General features: G+C 42.1%; 24 protein-coding genes and 2 tRNA genes. 16 read left to right on the top strand and 10 right to left on the bottom strand.

Annotated elements, in window-relative coordinates:
• Positions 1 to 67: 67 nt before the first annotated feature.
• From G561_RS0108980 to argF, 4 genes are all read left to right on the top strand, one after another.
• Positions 68 to 778: a ubiquinone biosynthesis accessory factor UbiJ gene (locus G561_RS0108980; protein ID WP_028859253.1), complete on the top strand. Its 711-nt coding sequence runs from the start codon at positions 68 to 70 to the stop codon at positions 776 to 778.
• A 276-nt stretch (positions 779 to 1,054) separates the two neighbouring features.
• On the top strand, positions 1,055 to 2,695 hold the full coding sequence (locus G561_RS0108975) for an ABC1 kinase family protein (protein ID WP_028859252.1): 1,641 nt from the start codon (positions 1,055 to 1,057) through the stop codon (positions 2,693 to 2,695).
• Positions 2,696 to 2,907: 212 nt separating this feature from the next.
• Positions 2,908 to 4,053 (top strand): alanine racemase, encoded by a 1,146-nt coding sequence (alr, locus tag G561_RS0108970; RefSeq protein ID WP_028859251.1) that lies wholly within the window; start codon positions 2,908 to 2,910, stop codon positions 4,051 to 4,053.
• Between the two features lie 200 nt (positions 4,054 to 4,253).
• Positions 4,254 to 5,174 carry an ornithine carbamoyltransferase gene (gene argF / locus G561_RS0108965; protein ID WP_028859250.1) on the top strand — a complete coding sequence of 307 codons (921 nt, stop codon included), beginning with the start codon at positions 4,254 to 4,256 and terminating at the stop codon, positions 5,172 to 5,174.
• A gap of 122 nt (positions 5,175 to 5,296) precedes the next feature.
• Here argF and G561_RS0108960 read toward each other — a convergent pair whose 3' ends face one another.
• Both G561_RS0108960 and rpiA read right to left on the bottom strand, forming a co-directional pair.
• Complete coding sequence (locus tag G561_RS0108960; RefSeq protein ID WP_028859249.1) at positions 5,297 to 6,130, bottom strand: alpha/beta fold hydrolase; 834 nt, start codon at positions 6,128 to 6,130, stop codon at positions 5,297 to 5,299.
• A gap of 176 nt (positions 6,131 to 6,306) precedes the next feature.
• Entirely contained in the window at positions 6,307 to 6,966 is a 660-nt protein-coding gene (gene rpiA, locus G561_RS0108955; RefSeq protein WP_028859248.1) for a ribose-5-phosphate isomerase RpiA, read from the bottom strand.
• Positions 6,967 to 7,310: 344 nt separating this feature from the next.
• On the opposite strand from rpiA, the gene ilvA reads away from it, so the two are divergent.
• The 8 genes from ilvA to G561_RS14360 all read left to right on the top strand — a co-directional run bounded on the left by ilvA (position 7,311) and on the right by G561_RS14360 (position 14,301).
• Positions 7,311 to 8,864, top strand: coding sequence for a threonine ammonia-lyase, biosynthetic (gene ilvA, locus G561_RS0108950; protein WP_028859247.1), 1,554 nt, complete (start codon positions 7,311 to 7,313; stop codon positions 8,862 to 8,864).
• A gap of 133 nt (positions 8,865 to 8,997) precedes the next feature.
• A complete protein-coding gene (locus G561_RS0108945; protein WP_028859246.1) occupies positions 8,998 to 9,384 on the top strand; it encodes an energy transducer TonB in 387 nt (128 codons plus the stop codon).
• A 144-nt stretch (positions 9,385 to 9,528) separates the two neighbouring features.
• Positions 9,529 to 9,957 carry an RNA-binding S4 domain-containing protein gene (locus tag G561_RS0108940; RefSeq protein ID WP_028859245.1) on the top strand — a complete coding sequence of 143 codons (429 nt, stop codon included), beginning with the start codon at positions 9,529 to 9,531 and terminating at the stop codon, positions 9,955 to 9,957.
• A gap of 267 nt (positions 9,958 to 10,224) precedes the next feature.
• Positions 10,225 to 10,725: a low molecular weight protein-tyrosine-phosphatase gene (locus tag G561_RS0108935; RefSeq protein ID WP_081794425.1), complete on the top strand. Its 501-nt coding sequence runs from the start codon at positions 10,225 to 10,227 to the stop codon at positions 10,723 to 10,725.
• 102 nt (positions 10,726 to 10,827) lie between these two features.
• Positions 10,828 to 11,982, top strand: coding sequence for a UDP-N-acetylmuramate dehydrogenase (murB, locus tag G561_RS0108930; protein ID WP_051584474.1), 1,155 nt, complete (start codon positions 10,828 to 10,830; stop codon positions 11,980 to 11,982).
• Positions 11,983 to 12,003: 21 nt separating this feature from the next.
• Positions 12,004 to 12,957, top strand: a complete 954-nt coding sequence (locus G561_RS0108925) for a YdcF family protein (RefSeq protein ID WP_227674019.1) — start codon at positions 12,004 to 12,006, stop codon at positions 12,955 to 12,957.
• 165 nt (positions 12,958 to 13,122) lie between these two features.
• A complete protein-coding gene (gene ccoS / locus G561_RS14365) occupies positions 13,123 to 13,401 on the top strand; it encodes a cbb3-type cytochrome oxidase assembly protein CcoS (protein WP_037032067.1) in 279 nt (92 codons plus the stop codon).
• Between the two features lie 57 nt (positions 13,402 to 13,458).
• Positions 13,459 to 14,301 carry a sulfite exporter TauE/SafE family protein gene (locus tag G561_RS14360; RefSeq protein ID WP_051584473.1) on the top strand — a complete coding sequence of 281 codons (843 nt, stop codon included), beginning with the start codon at positions 13,459 to 13,461 and terminating at the stop codon, positions 14,299 to 14,301.
• Positions 14,302 to 14,493: 192 nt separating this feature from the next.
• Here G561_RS14360 and G561_RS0108910 read toward each other — a convergent pair whose 3' ends face one another.
• Together G561_RS0108910 and G561_RS0108905 are read right to left on the bottom strand one after the other, a co-directional pair.
• On the bottom strand, positions 14,494 to 15,645 hold the full coding sequence (locus G561_RS0108910) for a DEAD/DEAH box helicase (protein ID WP_028859241.1): 1,152 nt from the start codon (positions 15,643 to 15,645) through the stop codon (positions 14,494 to 14,496).
• A 351-nt stretch (positions 15,646 to 15,996) separates the two neighbouring features.
• On the bottom strand, positions 15,997 to 16,212 hold the full coding sequence (locus G561_RS0108905; protein ID WP_037032066.1) for a cold-shock protein: 216 nt from the start codon (positions 16,210 to 16,212) through the stop codon (positions 15,997 to 15,999).
• Positions 16,213 to 16,685: 473 nt separating this feature from the next.
• Between G561_RS0108905 and aroQ the strand changes: the two genes are divergently transcribed.
• Both aroQ and G561_RS0108895 read left to right on the top strand, forming a co-directional pair.
• The gene (gene aroQ, locus G561_RS0108900) at positions 16,686 to 17,171 is read left to right on the top strand and encodes a type II 3-dehydroquinate dehydratase (RefSeq protein WP_028859239.1); all 486 of its coding nucleotides are present in this window, start codon (positions 16,686 to 16,688) and stop codon (positions 17,169 to 17,171) included.
• Between the two features lie 158 nt (positions 17,172 to 17,329).
• Positions 17,330 to 18,628 (top strand): ABC1 kinase family protein, encoded by a 1,299-nt coding sequence (locus tag G561_RS0108895; RefSeq protein WP_028859238.1) that lies wholly within the window; start codon positions 17,330 to 17,332, stop codon positions 18,626 to 18,628.
• 86 nt (positions 18,629 to 18,714) lie between these two features.
• Here the strand turns inward: G561_RS0108895 and G561_RS0108890 are convergent, their stop codons facing one another.
• Positions 18,715 to 19,482: a HesA/MoeB/ThiF family protein gene (locus tag G561_RS0108890; protein WP_172462173.1), complete on the bottom strand. Its 768-nt coding sequence runs from the start codon at positions 19,480 to 19,482 to the stop codon at positions 18,715 to 18,717.
• A gap of 504 nt (positions 19,483 to 19,986) precedes the next feature.
• On the opposite strand from G561_RS0108890, the gene G561_RS0108885 reads away from it, so the two are divergent.
• Complete coding sequence (locus tag G561_RS0108885) at positions 19,987 to 21,219, top strand: NnrS family protein (RefSeq protein ID WP_028859236.1); 1,233 nt, start codon at positions 19,987 to 19,989, stop codon at positions 21,217 to 21,219.
• 51 nt (positions 21,220 to 21,270) lie between these two features.
• On the opposite strand, the gene G561_RS0108880 is transcribed toward G561_RS0108885, so the two are convergent.
• Complete coding sequence (locus G561_RS0108880; protein WP_028859235.1) at positions 21,271 to 21,711, bottom strand: CopD family protein; 441 nt, start codon at positions 21,709 to 21,711, stop codon at positions 21,271 to 21,273.
• 141 nt (positions 21,712 to 21,852) lie between these two features.
• On the opposite strand from G561_RS0108880, the gene G561_RS0108875 reads away from it, so the two are divergent.
• Positions 21,853 to 22,365, top strand: coding sequence for an Rrf2 family transcriptional regulator (locus G561_RS0108875; protein ID WP_028859234.1), 513 nt, complete (start codon positions 21,853 to 21,855; stop codon positions 22,363 to 22,365).
• A 138-nt stretch (positions 22,366 to 22,503) separates the two neighbouring features.
• On the opposite strand, the gene G561_RS0108870 is transcribed toward G561_RS0108875, so the two are convergent.
• From G561_RS0108870 to G561_RS0108855, 4 genes are all read right to left on the bottom strand, one after another.
• Positions 22,504 to 23,931 (bottom strand): aldehyde dehydrogenase family protein, encoded by a 1,428-nt coding sequence (locus G561_RS0108870; protein WP_028859233.1) that lies wholly within the window; start codon positions 23,929 to 23,931, stop codon positions 22,504 to 22,506.
• Positions 23,932 to 24,240: 309 nt separating this feature from the next.
• Positions 24,241 to 24,317, bottom strand: a tRNA-Asp gene (locus tag G561_RS0108865).
• A 57-nt stretch (positions 24,318 to 24,374) separates the two neighbouring features.
• Positions 24,375 to 24,450: transfer RNA gene (locus G561_RS0108860), tRNA-Val, on the bottom strand.
• Positions 24,451 to 24,636: 186 nt separating this feature from the next.
• A partial coding sequence (locus G561_RS0108855; protein ID WP_028859232.1) for an IS5 family transposase occupies positions 24,637 to 24,967 on the bottom strand: 331 nt, incomplete at its 5' end.

Raw genomic sequence — 24,967 nt, 5'->3', positions numbered from 1 at the left:
CAGTGCAAGACGGTACTAACTACTCTTTCACAGTGAGCAGACACAACAACTTTTTAGGCAGCGATTTATGATTACAGTTCTCTTATTAACCGGCATAGAAAAACTTATAAACTTTGCTATTTTGAGCGATGAAATCACCAAATCTGGGTTAGCACCTCTATCAGGTAAAGTTCTACGCTTAACTATGGCCATGCCTGAATTTAGCATTGATGTGCATTTCAGTGAGGATCACATCAGATTTGAGCCTGTGTCTAAAGTTGAGCAAAGCGTGTTTGAAACGCCAGGTACCGCAGCCTCTGACCGAGATCAAGCTTGGCAAGAATATGTGTCTATCGGCAGCATTTTGCCAGACTGTACTATTAAGGTGGACAACCCAGCTGAGCTGATGAACCTGATGCGTGATGCCAGTGGCAATCTACCCATTGAAGGTGACTATCGAGTATTAATGCAGGTGAAACAGCTTATCTCTGGGTTCAATCCAGATATTGCAGGTCAGCTTGAGCCGTTAATTGGTAAACCTCTTGCGATGCAGCTGAATCTTTTAATTAAATCCTTAAAAGGTAACGTGCGTCATACTGCCAAGCATGCGTTTAATGATGTAGCCGATTGGGCCAATGAAGTAGCTGGTAATCCATCTCCTGATCCAGTGCAGGAACAAGAGGCCAACGATTTAAAGCAGCAGCTTCTGAAACTACGTGCTGATGTTCAACGCGAAGAGGCTCGACTGGCGATGATTAAAGCTGAACAAGCTCGCCTCAGAGGGGACAACCAGTCTTAAAACAGACTCAGGTTATCAGCCACGATTTATAAGTCACAAGCAGGGCTTTAGCTACCTGCTAAACTAAGCCATCTTAAGTTTAAGGTGGCTTTTTTTTAGAGCTTTTTATGAAGCTAATTTAACGCTAATTTCCGTCAATTTATCTTATTCATGCTGCTTCAGCCATTCTTAAAATACTTCTGCCGTGGTATCATTAATGCCAATTATTTAAGCTAATTAAGGCTCCGAAGTGGGTCATGGCTTTGTTTATACTCCTGATATGGGTTGCTCCACATGCTGTTATCTCATCGCAAAAGACTACTTGAGCTTTGGCGCATCGCCGCTCTTCACCGCCTTGACACTCACCTTCCTTTAGAAGAAGCTCCCCAGCTACAGTCTGTGGCACGTATGATTAAATCTCACCCTGCTGCTTGGGGCAAGAAGCATCAGCCAAATGGGGTGAAGCTTGCACTAGAAGAAATGGGGACGTTATTCCTTAAACTAGGTCAACTGCTGTCAACTCGTCGTGACCTCGTTCCTCCTGAGATTATCGAGCAATTGGTTCAGCTTCAAGACCGAGTGAAGCCGTTCGATGTCAATATTGCCATTGCCCAAATTGAAGACCCAAAATTTGGCCTAGGCAAATCCATTAATGAACTGTTTTCACGTTTTGATACTAAGCCTTTAGCTGCGGCGTCTATTGCCCAAGTACATACTGCTGCCTTGCATGACGGCCGTGAAGTGGTGGTCAAAGTAGTCAGACCCGATATTCGTGAGCGTATTGTCTCTGACTTTGAGCTACTACGTGACATGGCACAGTGGGCATCTGCGCGTATTGAAGCGGCACGTGCGGTGCGTATTATCGAAGTGGTAGAAGACTATCGTCAAATTATGCTCAATGAGCTGGACTTAACCTTTGAGGCCGACAATACCACCAAGATGCGTAATAACTTCTTGGGCTCTACGATGATGTATGTGCCCGAGGTTTATGCCGCTGCAAAAAGCGTAATGGTAATGGAGCGTATTGTCGGTGTGCCCATCTCGCAGACTCAAGTCTTCGATGAGGTAGACTATGACCGTGCTGCTCTAGCAGAAAAAGGGCTAACTATCTTCTTCACTCAAGTTTTCCGAGACAACTTCTTCCATGCAGACATGCATCCAGGGAATGTCTTCGTCGAAACCTTGCCCGCAGATACCCCAGAGCCCTATCGTTTCTACCCTAGATACATTGGCCTTGATTGTGCCATTATGGGTGAGTTATCAAAAGAAGATCAGATGATAGTGGCTCGTATGCTACTGGCAGTGATGAATAACAACTTCAGCAACTTGGTGGATATTGTGAGCCGAGCGGGCTGGATACCACCCAATACCGACAAGCATGCCCTAACCCGTGACATGCGCCGTACTGTATCGCCAATGGTATTGAAGCCTATTAATGAAATAGACTTCGCTGGGGTATTAATGCAAATTTTAGACATTGCTCGCCGTCATCATATGAGCATTCCTCCTCAGCTTATGTTGCTACTAAAAACCTTAGTACACGTTGAAGGTCTAGGTCGCGACTTATATCCTGAGCTTGATATTTGGTCTTTGGCCAAGCCAATTTTGACCGGGTGGGTAAAAGAGCAACTTGATCCTGCACGCAATATGCGTGAACTGCGTGAACAGCTACCTGAGCTGCTATTGTCAACCGCTCAAGTGCCGAAGCTATTAGACCAAGGATTGCAAAGTATGGCTTCGCAAGGGGCAAGGCAGGACCAACAACTGCGAGAAATACAGCAAATTCGTGCCGATATGCTGAATGATAGACGCAAGGATTGGATTGCCTTAGCCGGTTTCATCATCAGTGTGGCCATAGCCACACAGATCATCACTTGGCTGTCACCTATATTTTATATCTTGGCCATTTTGTTTGTGCTATGGCGTATTTTGGGCTAAATGACAACTAAGTGGCTAGTTATAAGTACTTAGCTATAAGTGCCTAGCTATAAATAAATGTCCAACCAAAATAAGATGAACCAACCCCTAACTTGCCATTTACATTTAAGCTGACCGCCGATAACGGTAGTCAAACCGATGACTATCGTTAGCCAAGCTATCAGCCTATATTACTTACTTCCATTCTTTAGATATCTTAGTGAGTGTTAACCATGCGTAATGCCTCAATTACTCTGAACTCTGCCGCTTTAACCCACAACTTAAACCAAGTCATAAAAAAAATCCCGGAAAAAACCAAGATTTTGGCAATGGTAAAAGCGGATGCTTACGGTCATGGTGTCAAGCAATGTATTCCAAGTTTGCAACAAGCAGATGCTCTAGGTGTGGCTTGCTTTGATGAAGCAAAGCAGATTCGCAGTTTGGGTTGGCAAAAAGGCATAGTGCTGATCGAGGGGGTATTTAGTCAACAAGAATGGGCAGAGTCTATTGAAGCTGAATGCCAAAGTATTATTCATCATCAAAACCAAGTACAGTGGGCTTTACAGCAGTTACCTGCCGCTGACTCTGCTTGCCGAACTTTGTGGTTAAAATTAAATACCGGGATGAACCGCTTAGGTTTTGAACCCGAAGAGATTGTGGCAGTAGCAAAAACCCTGGTTGATGCCGGATATAATCTTATCCTAACCAGCCACTTCGCCAATGCCGATCGCCCTGACCATCCCTCTAATGCCAATCAGATTAAGGTATTTACTGGGGCTTTAACAGACTTAAGACAGCAAGTAGATAGCAATATAAAAGCTTCTTTATGCAACTCAGCCGGTATAATCAACTTTCCTGAGTGCCATTTTGACTGGGTACGTCCTGGCATAATGCTTTATGGCAGCACGCCTTTAGAGGGCATCAGTGCACAGGATTTACAATTAAAGCCCGTAATGACCTTTGAAGCTAGCTTAATGGCTATTCATAACATTGCGGCTGGCGCTCCAGTAGGCTATGGCAGTCGTTTTGTCGCCAACCGTCCCATTGTTAAAGGTATTGTTAGTATTGGCTATGGTGACGGCTACCCCCGAGTAGTTGACGGCTCAGCGTGGGTTACTGTGAAGCAGACAGCTAGCGATAGTGCCGAGTCTGAAGCAGCAGTAAGTTATAAATGTCCAGTCATTGGTCGGGTGGCCATGGACATGATTGCCATTGATTTGACCGAAGTGCCTAACCCTACTGTGGGCTACAAAGTTGTCTTATGGGGTGACCCAGATCAAGCAGAACCTAGCGTCGATGAAATTGCCAACTCCGCTCATACTTTAGGCTATGAGTTATTATGCCGGGTGACACAGCGCCCTACTCGTGTGGTAATTTAAGCGTCAATGACAACTACTAACTATTGAGACCAGCTGCATTTATATTAACTGTATTGATATTATATGCATTTAGATTAACTGCATTTATATAAATGATAGCGAACTATTTTCACATAGCCATAAAGTTCGCTATACTGATAGTTTGTCACTTAATTGTTAAAACCTTCTACCTAAATTAACTGTTATTTAAAGAGAGCCACATGAGCGTGCGTCATTTTTTAACTCTACTCGATTTATCTCCAACCGAGCTTGAAGCCTTAATTAGGCGTGCAAGTGAGCTTCGAAAGATGCAACATGCTGGCGAAGTATATCAACCCTTTGTAGGTCGTACGTTAGGTATGATCTTTGAAAAGTCCTCTACTCGTACCCGTATCTCATTCGAAACGGGTATGGGACAGTTTGGTGGACATGCCATCTTTTTATCGCCTAAAGACACGCAATTGGGTCGTGGTGAGCCTATTGAAGATTCAGCCAGAGTAATTTCAAGCATGGTTGATATTATTATGATTCGTACCTTTGAGCACGAAAAAGTAGAAAGATTTGCCGAGTACTCCTCTGTACCTATCATCAATGCCTTAACCGATGACTTCCACCCCTGCCAACTATTAGCGGACATGCAGACCTATTATGAGCACCGCGGTAGTATCAAAGACAAAATCGTTACTTGGGTGGGTGATGGTAATAATATGTGCTCTTCATTTATGGCCGCTGCCAATCAATTTGGCTTTGAGCTAAGGGTTGCTGCTCCTTATGGCTTTGAGCCAAACCCTGAGTTGATGGACAAGTTTAAGCACTGTGTCAGCTTAGTAGAAGACGTTCAGGAAGCTGCTAAAGATGCTCATCTAATTGTGACCGATGTTTGGGCCAGTATGGGTCAAGAAAGCGAGCAGAATACTCGCGCCCGTCGTTTTGCCCCTTACCAAGTGACCCCCTCTTTGCTAGACAAAGCAGACCCTGATGTATTATTCATGCACTGCTTGCCAGCACACCGCGGGGAGGAGATCTCACATGACCTACTTGATGATCCACGTTCTGTGGTCTGGGATGAGGCGGAAAACAGATTGCATGCCCAAAAAGCTTTAATGGAATTTTTGTTAAAAGACAAAATCAAACTAAGCTAAATGGTCATGAATATGAATTATCACTGATAATAGTAACAAGGCTAAACCATTTAATGGCTTAGCCTTTTTTATTGGGTGAAGGGTTAACTTTACGACACAACTTTCATATACGCTACGCGCAGTTAAGCAGTAAGCTGCGTTAAGAAAGTACTTATCACTTCATTTAGCTGTTCTGGTTGCTCTACAGGGGTACTGTGCCCTGAGTGCTTAATAACTGCTAGCTTCGAGCCATTAATAGCAAAGTGCATTTTTTGTGCGTCTTCATAAGGAGTGGGCTTATCTTCGTCCCCGACAACAATTAAAGTTGGCAGGCGAATTTCAGGCAGGCGGCTTAATACCTCATCACGCTCTATAACTCCAATAGTAGCCCTAGTAGCCCCTTTTTTGTTATTTCGCTTAAGGTGCTCAAGCCAAGTTTTATACTCCTGCCTACGGGACTTATCGTTTAAAAAGGTCTCCCCAAACATAATTGGCATCACCTTTTTACTGATTCGTTTAACCCCTAACCAGTGAATTGCCCTTAGTAGCTTTTCATATCCCGCTTTCTTTTCTGGACTTTCAGCTTCGGCTGCTGTGTCTAACAAAATCAAGGACTGCAATAAATCCGGACGCTTTAACGCCACGCGCTGTGCGACATAGCCGCCCATGGATAAGCCAACGAAATGGCATTGTTTAATCTCTAATGCTTCTAATAAAGCGATAGCATCTTCTGCCAAGCTGTCCATATCATAACCAGATTTGGTGATTTCAGATTTACCCTGTCCTCGAAAATCGAAAGCAATACAGCGATAATTTGGTTTGAAATACTCGACTTGCTTGTCATAAAGGTGGGTACCCCATAATAATCCGTGCGCAAATAGCAGCACAGGTTTTCGTTGATCTAGGGGTAAGTTAGTTTGTTCAGGAGCACTGTCTTCGTAATAAATTTCAGCGCCATTAAGGGAGATGATAGGCATGGGTTTGACATCCTTGTCAGTGAGTTAATAAACAAGTGGCAAAATTTAGTGTGTCGTTATCAATACTAAATCAAATATAAAGTAAAACTAACCACAAACTATTACCAACTCTTTATTTAACCATAAACCCAATGCTAATAAAACAATAAAACAGAACAATAGAGCTCTAAGTTATATTAACGCTGTAACAGCTCTACCCCTGTCGATTTAGCGATTAATAATTTATCTGCTTGATTGGCGGCAAAGATACCATTACACACCACCCCAACGATATTGTTCAGAGTTTGCTCCATCTCGCTGGCACTAGTAATTTCAAGATTATAAGTGTCTAAAATTAGATTCCCATAATCGGTCACAAAGCCTTCACGGTACACCGGCTCGCCGCCTAACTTAACCAATTCACGAGCCACATAAGAACGTGCTTGTGGCAAAACTTCAATAGGTACTGGGAATTCACGCCCTAGCTGGGTGACCCACTTGCTTTCATCGACCAAACATAAAAACTCTTTTGAGGCAGCTGCCACAATCTTTTCACGAGTTAAGGCTCCACCACCGCCTTTAATCAGCTGTAGATTAGGATTAACCTCGTCAGCCCCATCAATATAAAGGTCCAACTCACCCACAAAATTCAGGTCCATCACTTCTATTCCCAAAGCTTCTAACTTATCTTGGGTTACTTTAGAGCTGGCCACAGCTCCTTTTAGATTGACTTGTGGCAATAAATCAATCAAACAGTTCACAGTACTGCCTGTGCCCACACCCAGGATCATTCCATCGTCAATTGAGGCCAATGCTGCTTTTGCGACTTCTTGTTTAAGCTTTAGTTGCTGACTCATAGCTGCCCTTTTTATGTATGCAATTAATAAGGTATAAAATTAAATGGTTTAAATAACCAACATTAGTCGTTAATTATGCAGTTGCCATAATAGCAAATCTGCCCTTATTTTTCGCCACTTTTACCTTTAAAAGCTGCCTTTTTAATCACTTAAAAAAAGTTATTTATAAAATAAACTAATATCATCAATAATTTCACCACTAAAACTTGCACGATTAAAAAAAACAGCATAGGCTTAACAGTTACAAAAATAAAGACATCGACTCCATTATCAATTGTGAGTCACCGTTCATGGGCAAAAACCATTAACCTGATCATCGGTAAATAAATTTTTTAGGACTATCTATGCTTTCAAAATGGGTTCGTAACATTCTCCAGGCTACCGTATATGACGTCGCTATTCAGACGCCTTTAGATTTTGCACCAAAATTATCTGCTCGTTTTAACAACGACATTCGTTTGAAGCGAGAAGATCTGCAGCCTGTCTTTTCATTTAAGTTACGAGGCGCCTATAACCGAATTAGTCAGCTAACTGAAGAGCAAAAAGCTCGGGGTGTCATTTGTGCCTCCGCCGGTAACCATGCTCAAGGGGTGGCTTTTTCTGCTGATAAGTTAGGCCTAAAAAACATTATTGTCATGCCCACCACAACCCCAGACATTAAGGTTAAAGCGGTAAAAGCATTGGGCGGTAACGTGGATCTGTATGGTGACAGCTTTGATGTCTCAAACCAGTATGCCATTGAGCGCTCCATCAAAGAGGGATTAACTTATATTCCTCCTTATGACGATGAGCTGGTTATTGCTGGTCAAGGCACAGTAGCTTTGGAAGTTAATCAACAGTGGCGAGACGTAGATTATGTGTTTGTGCCAGTAGGTGGTGGTGGTCTACTGGCTGGTATAGCGGCCTTCTTAGGTGATGTTGCCCCTCATATTAAGGTCATTGCCGTTGAACCTGAAGGCGCCGCTAGCTTAAAAGCCGCGATTGAAGCGGGTGAACGTGTCAAACTGTCTCAAGTCAGCCTATTCGTTGATGGAACCGCAGTGGCACAAATTGGCGAGCTGCCCTATGAGGTACTCAACCTACAAAAAAGCGATAACTCAGGTAAGCTTATCGAACAAGAGGTAGTGACCTGCACTAATGATGAAGTCTGTGCAGCGGTCAAAGATGTATTCGAAGAAAGACGTAGCATCGTAGAGCCTTCAGGAGCTTTAGCACTGGCGGGCATGAAGAAGTACTTGAGCAAAAACAAAATTAGCGGCAAAAACTGTGTGGCCATAATCTCCGGTGCCAACATGAACTTTGACCGTTTGCGCTACATTGCAGAGCGTACCGAAATTGGTGAGAAAAAAGAGGCAGTATTTGCCGTTACTATTCCTGAGCGTACTGGTGCTTTCTTAGAATTCTGTCGTGATTTAAAGGGTCGCAATATCACCGAATTTAACTACCGCGCGCGCAGTCGCACTTCACCTGATTCTTTAGAGCCTGCCAGTATTTTTGTGGGTATTGCCCTAAAAGAGGGTGATAAAGAGCGCCACACTATTGCAAATTCTTTGCATGAAGCCGGTTATGACGCTCATGATCTAACCGATGATGATATTGCAAAATCTCATATCCGCTACTTAATTGGGGGTCATGCCGGACTGACGGATGAGCAGTTGTTTAAAGTCAGCTTCCCAGAGCGTCCTGGCGCTTTGCTCAATTTCTTAGAAAGGTTGGGCACAGATTACAACATTACCCTATTCCACTATCGAAATCATGGGGCTGCCGATGGCAGAGTATTGGTTGGAATTCAGGCCACAGCCACCAGTTCACTTGAGGTACGAGATATGCTACAAGAGATTGGTTATGACTGTACCCCAGTAACTGACAATGTGGGTTATCAGCTGTTTTTGAAGTAAATAATGAATAAATGCGTGCTGATTATAAGTGCTGATATTAGATTAATTAGTCTAGCTCTGACCCGCTCCAAATATAACAGGACTTAATTTCAGCACTGCACCTTAATCTACCACTTATTAAAGTGATAAATTTATGTCTAACTCTCCTCTAAAATGGCTGCTTAGCGCCTGTTTAATAGCTGTTGTTCCGGCACAAGCCGAGCTTGTAGATCTCACAAATGGCTATGTCTACGATTTATCTACCAGTGGTGCCTCTTGGAAAATAAAACCTAAAATAAAAGTGCCTTGGAAAGCTATAACAGAGGTCCAATCTGGAGCTGAATATAAGGTCATATTAAGTTTAATCGTTGATAAATTGGGGAATATTGTTGCTGTTGATATTGCTAAATCTAGTGGGAATAGTTATATAGATGAATCCGCTGTACGTTCAGTAAGGCAGGCTAAGCTTCATCCTTTTTATCACAATGGTGAGGCGGTAATGGGTAGAGTTATACTCCCTATTGTCTATGCCAATGAGTGATTACTAACAAAATTATGGCTAAAACCCTTATAATCTAACTTTCATCAAAGCTCTTCAATTGAACTTATTAAATTTAGCCCCATATATAAAGAAGGTGCTCATAAAAAACCAACTACTTCAGTGGTTAAAATTAGTAAGGCAATTATGGCAAAATCAAAAAACAGTGATAACAATAGCAATTCGCTACAAAAGGTTCGCTTAGACAAATGGCTATGGGCAGCACGATTTTATCGTACCCGTAGCCTAGCCAAGCAAGCCATTGAGGGCGGTAAGGTACATTTTGCTGGAAGTAGAGTTAAAACCAGTAAAGAGATTAGCGTCGGTGATGAGCTTACTATTCGTCAAGGCTCAGCCACTGCTATGACCGAAAAAACAGTGGTGGTTAAAGACTTGTCGGTTCAACGCGGTAATGCTACCGTGGCTCAAACTTTGTATGAAGAGACAGAAGAGAGTATCAAAAGACGCGAATACTTTGCAGAACAAAGAAAGCTTGCCAATCTAGCTCGTCCAGACACCAAACCTAATAAAAAACAGCGCCGTGATTTACAGCGCTTTAAATACCAAGCCGATTAAGAAGGCTGTTAATGGGCTATACTTAACATAAAGCTCATTATCAGCTTCATAACCGCAGCTATTTGTGCTAAATGCTGACCTCTGCGTAGCAGTCTTCTACTATCGTTTACCCTATAACCTTGTTAGAATAGCCTTCACTTTAAGAGGGCTATTTTTATTTAAGCGACTTAACTTTAGTTAGTCTATCGGCAACTAGTTTTAGCGCAAGAAGCTACTAACACCGCCCTTTTCTCCTACTTCATTAAAATAATTATTAAAGGTTATCTTATGCCTATGTCAGATACGACACCTAAGTCAGTTCTACTAGTTTGTCTTGGCAATATCTGCCGTTCTCCTACAGCAGAGGGCATCATGAGACAACGTACCGCCATTGCTGGGTTAACTCTGAAAATTGATTCAGCAGGAACTGGAGACTGGCACATCGGTAAACACCCTGACCCTCGCGCCCAAAGCCATGCCAAACAACATGGTTATAACATTAGTAAACTGGTCGCTCGTCAAGTAAGCCCACAAGACTTCTTGGATTTTGATTTAATTTTGGCAATGGATTCTCAAAATCTAAAAGACTTGCAACAAATTCGCGAGATTGCCGCACAAAAAACTGGCGCTGAGGACCTTGCTCGCTTGGCATTAATGAGTGAAGTAGATGCCAGCTATCTCAACCAAGATGTGCCTGACCCTTACTATGGCGGTGAGGATGGTTTTGAAGAGGTGATCAAAAGACTTGAGTCGTCGGTAGATGCTTGGATAGATACTTGGCAGCTATAATTGACTTTTATTAGTCTCTGATCCTCTGGTGACCCTGTCATATTTATTTGATAGGGTGATTGCTATAATATTAAGTCTATTTAATTGAGTTCCAAATCGCCTATGTGCCCGATATCTCAAATCTCCAGCGCCCAACAAGACAATACCACTAACCTCTCAGCACAGAGAGCTAGTAAGGGCTTTGCATTAAATGACCTAACCACAGTGGCTGCAGACTTAATTGAGTACAATACCATGCGTCTGTCTTGTCAGGCAGATAGGTTAATTACCCTGAACTTAGAGTCTGATATCGAACTTGTGGTGGCAGAGCTTGATAGGCTTGGTACCCCCATATTTGTGCTTTCTGGGGGCAGTAACGTCATTCTTCCAGAACTACTACACGCCAGCGTGCTGCATCCTACTTATAAAGGTATCGAGATTTTAGCCGAAGATAGCGACAGCATTACGCTTGAGGTTATGGGGGGTGAAAATTGGCACGAACTGGTGGTTCATACTGTGAATCAAGGTTGGTATGGCTTAGAAAACTTAGCTTTAATCCCAGGACTGGTTGGGGCTTCTCCGGTACAAAATATAGGAGCCTATGGGGTGCAACTAGAAGATTATATGACCCATGTCAAGGCCTTTCATTTACCTACCCAGACCTGGCATGAATTTGATAACGATGACTGTCAGTTCAATTATCGTGACAGTATCTTTAAACAGCAAGCAGGCCAATGGCTTATTACCCGTGTGGGCTTTAAACTGCATAAAGACGCCCATAAGGTTACCGCAAACTACGGCGATGTCTCTACCTTGGCAATGACCAAAGCGGAAGCTGATTCACGCTCAAAAATCACCGCCAAAGATGTAATGCAGGCCATTATCGAAATCCGTCAGTCGAAGCTACCTGATCCAAAGCAGCTTCCGAACTGCGGCAGCTTCTTTAAAAACCCCATTATTGCCAATGGTCAATTTGCCGCCTTATCTACTGAGTACCCTAATATCGTGGGCTACCCTGTGGACGATACGCATACCAAAGTCGCTGCAGGCTGGTTGATAGACAACGCCGGCCTAAAAGGCAAAGGTATCGCCCCCATTTTGACCCATGACAAACAAGCTTTAGTATTGGTAAATCACAGCGCAGCAGACAGTAACACACCGGCCTCGCAGCACGATATTTTAGCCACACAGCAGCTTATCCAGCAGACCATCCAAGATCAGTTTGGTATTGCCTTAGAGCGTGAGCCTGTCTGGGTAAATAATGAAGCCCATTATTAATTTACCCTGGTGTCACCTTCGATGACTAAGTCGCCCACCCCGATAGTCCCCATGGTCAATATCGTAATAAAGACCTCTTTGGTATTTTTATTACTAGGTTTGATGACCTTGGTTGGGTTTTATACCCCAGTGTTTTCTACTGTGGGATTGTGGGTACTCAATCATCTGCCTATACCCAAGGTCGCACAGCACCCAAGTCCAGTGTTGACCTCCCCCACTACGGTGAAGGAAAGCGTCGATAATAAGCAGCCCAGTACGCCTATGTCTTTGAGCCTACCCTTCAATAATGAGCCGACAGCTTATGTAGTGTTGGGCGGCGGTCTCACCGAAGCAGATACCTATCAGGACCAACAAAACTCGGCCAAAAACAATAAAACCGAGAACGCTCGGCAAATAAAATCTAGTATTTCAGCCAGCTATCAGCCCAAACAAAAGACTGATGAGCCTGCACAGAAGTCCCCAACCTCTTCTTTGCATAAGCCAGATATTGTACTTAATGACTATACCTTGAAGCGTATGCAGACAGTGATGCAATATCAGCGCAAGAACCCATTGCCGATAATATTGACTGGAGTGGACGCCCCTTGGATGCAAGATTGGTTGTATAATTATAATATTGACAATGTCATCACTGAAAATGCCAGTATGAACACCTGTGAAAATGCCAGATTCACCGCCAAACGTCTGCATTTACAAAATGTGTATTTGATCACTGATGCCTATCATATGACGCGTGCTCGCCGACAATTTGCATTAAATGGTATTCGCGCTTTACCTATTCCTGCCCCTCTCCCCATGGAAAAAGGTTGGCTTGAACCTAGTAATAATGCGCAGCATTCTCGTCGTACTTTATATGAGTTAGCCGCGTATGCTCGTGATGTGTTTGTGCCTCAAGATAATTGTCGTCAAGCCAGTGAAGTCAGCTTTGAGACCTTACTACGCAGTCGAAAGCCTGAAGATGTGAAGACTTTCTAGACAACTCTGTTAGAATTAAACCCTTGTTTTTTAGTATTTTTTTACTAAAAATCAGTATAATATACTTAAAGATATATTATATTTTTGAAGTTGATGACTGTGCCTTTTATTGTTAGCTGATATTTTTATTCAATTAACCGTACTTTTAAAAAATGGATGCCTAATATGGTCAGCATGTATTTACTTATTCCGTTAAGCCTTATGCTATTCGTGATTGGTATTTGGGCGGTTCGCTATGCCGTAAAATCCAATCAATTTGAAGATTTGGATAATGAGTCGCAGCGCGTTATCTTAGATGATCGTCAAGAGCGTAGACAAGCTCTAGGTGGCAATCCTGCTACGCCTCAAACCGATACAGCTTCCACAAAGATTAATAATAATCAATGGGATACTAGCAATACCTCTCAAGCTAATAGTAAAGATAAATCAGCTGATGGCAAATAGTTGTTAACTGTGATCCTTCAATTTGCTCCAAAAACCAAACCTTACGGATAATTTTTTATGACAACTCCTTTATTGTTAGCAGCATTTGCTATGGGTTTTTTTGGTTCACCACACTGTTTAGGGATGTGTGGTGGCTTGGTTACTGCTTTTGGTTTATCAATGCAAGAGGTCAGTCCTTTAAAGAAACGAGGGCTAATTGCCACTTATCACTTTGGTCGACTGATTAGTTATTCAATTTTAGGGATTATTGCTGGCATTATTGGCACTACCGTTTTGGCTCCAATACTGATGGGTAACTCAACCCCTCGTATTTTATTAGGGTTGGTATTGGTATTCATCGGCCTATCTATGCTGGGTATGCCTTTTTTAGATAAACTTGAAAAAGTAGGCATGGGCGTTTGGAGAAAACTATCTCCCTTACGTCAAAAAGTTTTTCCGTTAAACACTTTCCCAAGAGCCTTAGCCGCAGGCTTACTATGGGGTTTCTTGCCTTGTGGCTTGGTATATGGCGCCCTACTTATGGCGGTAGTTGGTAATGATATTGCCACTGGAGCATTATTGATGTTCGTTTTCGGCTTAGGTACAGTTCCTATGCTGGTCGCTACCCAAGAGACAGTGGGCTGGCTACACAAACAAATTGGCCGCTATAAATTACGTCAATTAAATGGGATCATTATGATTCTATCGGGATTGGCAGTGATAGCTCTACCTATGGCAATGAAACATATGGGCGGTCATGGCGATCACGGAGCGCATGGTGGACATCAAATGCACGACAGCTCAATGTCTGCGCCTGCCGAACACGGTGCTCACGATCAGCACTCTATGCCTAATGAAGGCATGGCTGGTCATGAAATGCATTCAACAGAAGAGATGCCTATGCAGAATCACGCTCACTAAAATAGTATGACCTGCTATATCTTTTATAAATAGAATTCAGTTATAAATAGAATGCAGTTATAAATAGAAAACTGTCTAAATAGCAAACTGTCTAAATAGAAATTAGCACCTTGCAAATAAGCAATAACAAATAGGGCTACTGATTCAGTAGCCCTATTTATATTTTCTATTTTAAATTACAGCAGTTGTCAATTAATCAAACTGCTCAAGCTTCAGTTTAGTATCTAAATGAGCTTCAATAGCCGGTAAATTAAAGGCATCATCTTCACTCACAAAGCTAATGCTAACCCCTTTTTGTCCTGCGCGTCCGGTACGTCCTATACGGTGTACATAATCATCAGGCTGATCGGGCAAAGTGTAGTTCACTACATGGCTGACATCATCCACATGAATGCCGCGCCCTGCAACATCTGTAGCCACCAACACTTTGGCATTACCGTTTTTGAACTTATCTAGATAGCGTTCACGTTTACTTTGATCCACATCACCCGAGAGCATAACCACGTTGTGTTCTGCTCCCAGTCGGTTATACAAGCGCTTAACCTGATCTTTTCGATTGGCAAAAACAATGACTTTATCCGCCTTTTCTGAGGCCAAGATACGGCTCAATGCCTCATATTTATCGGCTTCTGCTAATAGGTAGAAGTGCTGCTCGACCAGGTCACTGGTTTTATGTTCAGGCTCAATCTCAACAAAGACGGGGGTAAGTAACCATTGATAAGCCAAATTCATAACATCTTGGTTAAAGGTGGCTGAGAACAATAGACTCTGTCTATCAGTATTGGGCGGCATATAACGCATCAACCGCTTAATATCAGGAATAAAGCCCATATCCAGCATACGATCTGCTTCATCTAATACAAATGCTTCGATACGGTCCAAAAAGACATGACCCCTATGTATTAGATCAATCAAACGACCTGGCGTTGCAATCAGGATATCGGTAAAGCTTTGATCCAAAGCTGCTGTCTGCTGCTCATAATCTATCCCGCCCATCACACAGACACTATGCAGCTGGGTATGTTTGGTCAGAGCAATGGCATCCTCAAAGATTTGATTAGCAAGCTCACGGGTTGGTGCCAAAATTAACGCCCTTGGCTCCCCCAGATATCGCTTTTCATCAGCCTGAAATGGGCGCTTTAATAAAGCTTCTATGATGGTAATAAGAAAAGTGGCTGTCTTTCCAGTGCCGGTTTGTGCTTGACCAATGGCATCTTGTCCCGCTAACGTGTGCGGCAAAATTTGGGCCTGAATCGGCGTCAACTGAGTGAAGCCTAACTCTTCCACAGACTTTAGGACACTGTCACTTAACTCCAAATCGTTAAATTTAATAAAATCATCCATTAAACTTCCTTAGTGTTTACGTCATTTATGGTTATTAGTACGCTACTTTGGTGATTGCTAAGCCGGTGCAGGCAAAATGCTTTACCGCCTTATAATAAAGGAATTTGCTTCTTAGCTATTGGCTATTTTTAAGCTATTATAGGTCATTGCCATCACCAATGCCTAAGTTAGATAGGGTTAATTATGACAGTTCATAAAAAAAAGCCAACATATCAAATCCAATTTAGCAGTAAAGCTATTTAGATTTGACACATTGACTTTTTGGATCAATAAACAGGTTGGTTAATGACCAGCATTAACCTCTGTGGTATTGAGGGTATGTGGTATTGAGTGTATGTGGTATTGAGTGTATTAAGCGTCTATTTTAGTAACTTCTTCAGCTTGTAAGCCTTTTTCACCTTCAGTAACCACAAATTCTACTTTTTGACCGTCCTGAAGTGAACGATAGCCGTCACCTTGAATAGCGCGGAAATGAACGAAGATATCCTCACCGCTTTCACGTTGAATAAAGCCAAATCCTTTTGCATCATTAAACCACTTAACAGTACCTTGCTCACGAGCTGACATAATTTACTTCCTAAAACTTAATTAACAAAACTTCAATTAGACCCCAATTAAAGCATATAAGCTGAAGCCTGAAATGCTAATACTGGGTATAAGAAGTGGCTTATTACCACTTAGTAACCAACATATACCTTATAATGCTTACAACTTAAGAGTCAGTTGCTATCTTATAAACTATTAAAACAGCATATTTCTACTTCTGTTACATTACAGACATGTTTGTTATCTAAAACTAATCATAGCACGGCATTTTATTAACACAAAGTGTTTTAACATAACTTTCACACTATCTTGCTATTTTTTTGACCTTTTTTTCATCTTTTGGCGACTAAAACCTTTAAATATCTGCACTTATTCAATATTAATGATATAAAACTCGGTATAGTATTATAATTATCTCTCAGCTATCACTCAGCCAAAAACCAAAATAACAGATAGCCTCTAATTATATAACCGCTATTTTTATCGAGCTTATTATGACCCAGCCTACTTCACAGCCAATTCATCGTAGAATTTTATTAATCAACGGCCCTAATTTAAATTTATTGGGGTTACGCGAGCCTGAAATTTATGGGCACACTACCCTGCAAGATATCGAGCAGCGTCTAAACAACGCTGCTAACCAGCATAATATTGAGTTAATCAGTATCCAATCCAACCATGAGGGTGATCTGGTAGATGCGGTACAACATCATGGTTTGTTAGCAGACAGTGAAGATAAAGTTGATGCTGTCATTATTAACCCAGCAGCTTTCACTCATACTTCAGTGGCTCTACGCGACGCTTTATTGGCAATCAACAAGCCTTTTATAGAGGTGCATCTCTCCAATATCCACAGCCGTGAGCCTTTTAGAGAGCACTCTTACTTTAGTGATAAAGCGGTAGGCGTTATATGTGGCTTAGGTCACTTAGGCTATGATATGGCGCTAACCTATTTTATAGAAAGCTTTTACAAGGCATAAGTACCCTTTATCAGCACTCTTTATATAATTAATAATTAGCCAACGCTACACTAACGATATAGGTCAGAAAATGACCTATACTTATGACTACTGGTTTTGACATTTTTGAATATTTGTCCCCCTTTTAAAAGCCCGATTAAGGGTTAAGGCAATTTACTATGGCATCCTCAAGCAAACGTTTTATGAAACTCGCCGGCATGACGGCAAGCATCGCAGGTAAAGCGGCAAAAAACTCTATCAAAACCTTCTCAAGCGATGAAAATAAGCGCGCAGAAGCTCGCTCACAAATGCTGCAAGAAGTGGGAATTCAAATCGCCGAAACTTTAGGCGAGATGAAAGGGGCCGTCATGAAAGTGGGTCAAATAGCTTCACAGTATAAAGAAGTATTTCCTCCCGAGGTTGCCACTGCGTTAGAGAAACTACAAAACAACGCCCCGCCTATGCCCTACTCCCAAATTAAGTCACAAGTCGAGAGTGAGCTTGGCCTGCCTATTGATGAAGCTTACCTTGAATTTGAAGAACAGCCCTTTGCAGCCGCTTCTATCGGACAAGTGCACAAAGCGGTATTGCCTAGCGGTCAAGCTGTGGTAGTCAAAGTTCAGTATCCAGATGTTGATAAAAACTGTGACAGCGACTTAAAACAAGTCAGGATGGCGCTGAAGATGACCGGCGTTCTAAACATGAGCCGCGAACTACAAGATCAGATATTTGCCGAAATACGTGACAGTTTAAGAGACGAACTAGATTACCTCAAAGAGGCTCAAAACCTAGCCATATTTGGTGCTTTTCATGCTGATGACCCAGGGTTGATCATACCCAAGGTTATCAAAAGCCACTCCACCAAACGTATTTTAACCCTCACTGAGGAGTTGGGTGAGCCACTGAGTGTGGCCGCTACTTGGGATAATGAGATAAAACAAAAGATTGCTACTCGCCTATTTCACTTTAGTGCCGGGCAGCTGTTTGAGCTATATCGTATGCATTGTGACCCCCATCCAGGTAACTTTGCTTTTCGTCCAGATGGCAGCGTTATTGCCTATGACTTCGGCGGTATTCGAACCTACAGTGATGCAGAAATCCAATTGTTTAGACGCTTTGCCAAGCATGCTTTAAAAGGAGATGTTACCGCACTGGAGCAAGATTTGGTGGCACTAGGTATCCGCCGAGAAGATGAAGTGTTGGTGCCGGGCAGCTTTTATGAGCAGTGGCTGCAGATAGGGCTAACGCCTTTGTCCATCGCCCCTTACCATACCGGGCCATTTGATTTTGGCAACAGCAGCATTCACTTTGATGTGATGAGCCAAGCCAAACAAGGGCTAAAATACTTTAAGCAATTTCAGCCCTCAGCCTCGACGATGATGGTAGATCGCACCGTGTCTGGACAATACTGGAACCTGGTTAACCTAGGGGTTGAGATTGATCTTAGCCCGCTAGTTGAGCAGTATATTGAGTTTTAAGCTTAATATCCTGATGTTAAATGTTAATATTAAGCTGTAATTCTGATATTGGTCGGTTGGCTTGACAGGGTTAATCAGACTATCAGCTAGCCGGCACAGACTCGGCATTTCTTATCTTGCCTATAACGCAGCTTATGCTGGGTCATGGCACTGCCGTCCCAAATAAGTAACTGACCTTCAAGGGGATTAAGTCCTCGGCCCAAGTACTGCAGCGCCGCATTGGCCTGAAGATTACCCATAATCGTAGTGGTGCTGGCCAATACCCCAGAGTTGGCACAAGTCTGGGTCTGGCTGCTGTCAGTTGCCTCAGACTCTAGCGCCTCACCAAATACACAATGATAACACCCATTTTTTTTGCTTGGCTCATATAAGGCCAACTGTCCTGACATCCCAATTGCAGAGGCAGACAGTAAGGGGATATTGTGCGTCACACTGACCTGATTCAGTAACTCTCTAGCTGCGAAGTTATCAGTACAGTCCAGCAGTAGAAATGGATTATCGCTGGCTTTGGCCTTATCGACCAATAGCAATGAGGCAGCATTTGCGGCAGTCAGCCGTTGATCAGCATAGCTTACCTTTACAAATGAGTTGATCTTTAATAACGCTTCATACGCCGTCTTTGCTTTGCCTTGTCCAATATCCTCTACCGTAAACAAGGTTTGCCGCTGTAGATTACTCGGCTCAATAACATCATCATCAATAAGGTGAATTGCGCCAATTCCTGCTCGGGCCAAAGTTTCTGAAACTGGACAGCCCAGCCCACCTGCCCCTAGCATAACCACCGTACTGGCCTTTAACCTCTCTTGAGAAGAGATATCCCAACTTGGCAGTAGTATCTGACGCGAATAACGCATTAATTCATTATCGCTTAGCGTGACATCGTACACTTGATTTGACACAAACTTATCCTTTTACAAATTCTTTTTTATAGCGATTAGGCTGTGCCTATAGTAACAAATTACTGAGTTTAGAGAGAACGATAAACTTTCTCTAATCCTCGATAATGATAATTACTATCATTTACTTTTCAATAGTTTTACTTTATAATGTTTGTTAGTTAATAATTATCAATTACTAATATATTCTTTTGATTTATAAAGATTAACTATATTAAGTCTAAGCTTTAACATTCGTATAATAATAACTAGAACCATAAATATCGCTTTCTCCACCCCCTAATTGACTACGGTCATCTAGGGGTTTTTTCGTGGCTCCTATAAACCTAAATCAACACTCTATCAATCTGGCTATGAACTGGGTATAATAACATTCATTATTTATGAATGTTTAAAATATCATCCACCCTCAATATTTTCTATTTAGCGTATTCATTTATTCTGCTTACTTAAAGGCGCTATATGTTACAGATTCAGCCCCCAAATAAAGCCCCTTACTCCCCTCACCCTATTTTAAACCTAGGCTTCCGCATTTTTTTTAGCGGGGGTGCTATTTTTGCTATCCTTATCATGGTGCTGTGGATGGTTATCTTTTTTGGCCACACCCAGATCGATGCGGCCCAGATTAATCCTTTTTATTGGCATGCGCATGAGATGCTTTATGGTTACGCTATGGCCATCATTTCTGGTTTTTTATTAACCGCGGTGAAAACTTGGACTGGGATAATGATGCCTTATGGTTATCGTTTAGGGGCCATTTTTGGCTGTTGGTTGCTGGCACGTATTGCTTGGGCAGCATTAGGCATTGGTTTAACTGCCTTCCCTGTTTGGTTGGCCATGGCCATTATATTTGATTTGCTATTTATGGGACTGACTGCTTGGGTAATTATTAAGGCAGTAATGGCGGTCAAGCAATACAAGCAGATGGGGATTATCTCGAAGCTTGTGTTACTGACGGTAGGTAATGGCTTATGTTACTGGGGAATTTTTACAGCAGATCAGGATTATTTACGTATTGGGGTCTATTTGGGCTTATATCTGGTCATGGGAATAGTGCTCACCATTGGTCGCCGAGTGGTCCCCTTCTTCATTGAGCGAGGACTCAGCTTCGATAGTGATCAGGAAGTTAATGTCAAAAACAGTAAAACGTTAGATGCCCTTAGCCTAGGCTCATTTTTGATATTTATGATTGCCGATGTGTTTTACCCCAACCCTTATCTGGTCAGTGCTAGTGCCTTTATTGTGGCTGTCGTTAATTCCCTACGCCTAATAGGTTGGTATAATCCTAGATTGTGGCAAAAACCGTTACTCTGGTCGCTGTTTGTCGCCTTTATGGGCATGTGTATCAGCTTCTTTTTGTTTGCCCTCCAGCCTTGGCTTGCCTTTAATCATAGCATTGCTGTTCACGCGTTAGCTTTATCGGGCGTGGGCATGATGACTGTAGCAATGATGGCAAGAGTTTCTTTAGGACATACCGGGCGCAGCATTCACTCACCACCAACAACCTTAAACCTAATGTTTGCTTTGATGGCACTGGCTTTCGTATTTCGAGTAATAATGCCGCTGATTGCACCTGATGCTTACCTAATGTGGATTATGCTGGCTCAAAGTGCTTGGGTAGCCTGTTTCGTTTTATTTTGCTTCAGTTATTTGGCTATCCTTGCTAAACCCAGAGGTGATGGTTTATTTGGTTAAGTAGATTTAGCGAGACAAGTTAATTATAAAGATTTAGTCAGTTTGTTATAATTAACTTAGCCCCGTTCTAAATAACGAACCGACGACAACGAAGCTTACGGACAGTAGCGTGACGGTCACAATATGTAGGGCAAAGAAACCTAGTTTAGCGACTGATAAAGTAGGTATAACTCTAAATCTGGCATGCAATGCAACCAAAATAGTCATAGCCAATAGCGTTATTTTTGTCGTAATTAACAGACTTAAATCATTGTCAAAACCAAACCACAGACTAACATCAGGCAGCAGTCTGTAGGCCATCCACAACCCTGTTATAATTTGCAACACCAAGGCCGGCATTCCTATTTTTTCGAACTGCTCTTCGAAGGCCATTAAACCCGTCAACTCTTGGGCTTTTAATGCTTTTGGCAGCACAACCAAAGATAGTATTAAATGCCCTCCAGTCCAAATTGTCGCTCCTAATAAATGAGCTATCAATATATAATTTATCATAACCACCACTACCTGCCTGTTGTCTAACGCCCAAAGCGTATTAACAACAATTATAACAGTATTGACTAAAGCCAAGACGAATAAAGCGGTTAATCCCTTTAACTTTTATTCTATTTTATTATTATCTAAAGGGTAAAATATATGCGCCTTACCAACTATAGTGATTATGCACTACGCACCTTGATGTACCTTGCTGTCACTCCAGAAAGTGAAACATTAGCGACGATAACCGACATTGCCAATAGCTATCAAATCTCTCGCAGTCACCTAACTAAAGTTATTCACCAGCTGGCTCAAATTGGTTACATTGAAAGTATTCGTGGTAAAAATGGGGGCATCCGTTTGGCAAAGCCTGCGGAAGATATCGTTGTTGGTGAAGTTATTCGTCAAACAGAGCCTGATTTTCAAATGGTCCCCTGTTTTGCTCAAGTCACTACGAAGTTAACGGGCAAGAATACTGAGCCTAGCCTTGTCAAAACCCCTAAAAAACCAGCTGAAATATGTGAAATAACCCCAGTTTGTAAATTAAAGTCGGTGTTTTATCAGGCGACTCAAGCCTTTTTGCAAGTCATGGACAGCTATACTCTTGCTGATATAGTCGCCAATGAAGAAGAATTATGGCAAATTCTTAAATTCCAAAAAACGTCGAACTAAAAGCTCTTTAATAAAAAAAGCAGCCCTGCCATAGAGTAAGGCTGCTTTTTTATTGTTTAAATATCAGTTACTTATACATAAGTTACTTATACATCAGTGACTCATCTATAGCCATTTGTATGGCTATATATTTAAGCTCTAGTCTTTTACCACCATCAAACGTATTTCACTCATATCTTCAATGGCATATTTGACCCCTTCACGGCCAAAGCCTGAGTCCTTCACACCGCCATAGGGCATATTATCAACTCGGAAGGTAGGCACATCATTAATAATCACACCGCCCGCTTCAATAGTATCCCAGGCCTGCATTGCCTTTTTGATATTGGAGGTATACACCCCTACTTGTAGCCCAAAGCGGCTGTCATTGGCAAGCTCAATTCCTTTATCAAAGTCATCATAAGCTTCCAAAATCATAACAGGACCAAAAACTTCGTCTTTATATAGTTTAGAGTCATGACTCACATTTTCAAGAATAGTGGCATTCATAACTGGGCCTTCAATCTTACCGCCGCACAATAACGTCGCCCCTTCTTGTACTGCTTCTTGAATCCATTGATCAACACGCTCTAATTCTGCTTTATCGATCATAGGACCAATGACCACGTCAGCATCGCTAGGGTCGCCCGCTTTCACCTCTTTGGCTAAAGCCACAAGCTTGTCTTTGACTTGTGAGTAAATATCTTTATGAATAAGTACCCGCTGCACGCTAATGCATACCTGCCCTGCTTGACTATACCCGCCCGTAATCACTCTAGGCAGTGCTGTTTCTAGATCCGCATCTGGCTCAATCATCACCGCTGCATTACCGCCCAACTCTAGCACTACCTTTTTCTTACCAGCACGCGCTTTCATATCCCAGCCCACTTTATCAGAACCTGTGAAGGACAAGAGTTTGATACGCTCATCAGTGACTAGCTTATCGGCAATCTTTGACGACATTGGTAAGATAGAGAAAGCTCCTTCAGGCAGATCTGTTTCGGCCAATACTTCAGCAACTAACAGTGCCCCAATAGGGGTGTAACTCGCTGGTTTTAGGATAAAAGGACACCCTGCAGCAATGGCTGGTGCTATTTTATGAGCCACTAGATTTAGGGGGAAATTAAATGGGGAGACAAAGCCGCACAGCCCAATAGGCACTCTCTTACTAAAGCCGCGATACCCGGCACCGGCTTCGGTAACCTCTAATGGGATAACCTCGCCTTCAGGTAGATTAGTCACTGCATCAGCAGCAAACTGGAAGGTAGCAATTAAACGCTTAACTTCTGCTTTAGCAGCACCTTCTGGCTTACCCCCTTCTGCAATCAATGCTTCAGTAAACTCATCAAACCTTTCATTAAATTTAGCAACACAGTCCAGCAAAATACGCTGCTTTTGATAAGGCTTTAAGGCCTGCATCGCCGGAATAGCTTTGACCCCTGCAGCAATGGCTTCTTCCAATAGTTGTTCATCGGCACGGGCCACTTCAGCCACCATTTGTTGATCATACTTATTGACCACTTCTAAAGCCTCATCCGCGCCTTCATGGGCTTTATTGGCTAAATATAAAGGATAAAAATGCTGCATAATTCACCTATTATTTTGTTGGTATTATTAGAGATTTTATTGATTTAATTTTTAAAGTTTTCTTGGCTTAAAGAAGCCTTATTTATACGTTCGTGATGATATAACACAGTTAATAGGATAGATAATGCACAATGTGGATACCATTGTTTTTTGTTGTTGATTTTATAAGAGATGTTTAGCCCAAATAACACCAAATAGATGGGATTTATATTACAGTAGGTAGAATCAATAGACACAAAAAAACCTCAAGCAATAAATACTTGAGGTTGAAACTGTTAAGCTAGATAAAGCTTATTAAGTTTTAAGATATGGCGCAGCGGACGGGACTCGAACCCGCGACCCCCGGCGTGACAGGCCGGTATTCTAACCAACTGAACTACCGCTGCTTAGGTCGCTTTAGAATATTTAGCCACTTTCTAAAGGAAGTGATTGTATCTAAAATATGGTGGGTGATGACAGGCTCGAACTGCCGACATTCTGCGTGTAAGGCAGACGCTCTACCAACTGAGCTAATCACCCTAAGCTATCGCTCTGTGGGTGTGTATTATATACATTTAAAACTTGGTGTCAAACCTTTTTTGCAAAAAAATTGAAATAATTTTAAATGCCTTGGTTTAAGCCTTGAAAAGCTGCACTTGTTTTATAATATGTTGATAATACAGCAAAATATAGGAGATTAAATATTGGTTACACTAGGGCGTGTCCTCAATTTAACCTACAGTGAATAATAGTACAAGCTAGGTAAAGCATAGATTTAAAATTGCGTGCTAGCTTTTCATAGCGTGTTGCTATACTGCGAAAATGCTTTAATCGAGCGAACATATTTTCAACTAGATGGCGTAATTTATAAAGGTAACTGTCAAACTCTGGGTTAGGTTGTTTCGTATTTTTTCTTCTAGGAATAACCGCTCTCATGCCATGTTCTATCGCTTTATCTCTGATTTTCTGCGAATCGTATCCTTTATCAGCTATAAAATATTCTGCCTGTTCAATCACTTCTATTAGGTCGTTTGCAACTTGACTGTCGTGCACTTCA

Origin of the sequence: Psychrobacter phenylpyruvicus DSM 7000 = NBRC 102152 (assembly GCF_000685805.1) — a bacterium.
GTDB lineage: Bacteria > Pseudomonadota > Gammaproteobacteria > Pseudomonadales > Moraxellaceae > Psychrobacter > Psychrobacter phenylpyruvicus.
This window is presented reverse-complemented; position numbering and strand designations above follow the sequence as displayed.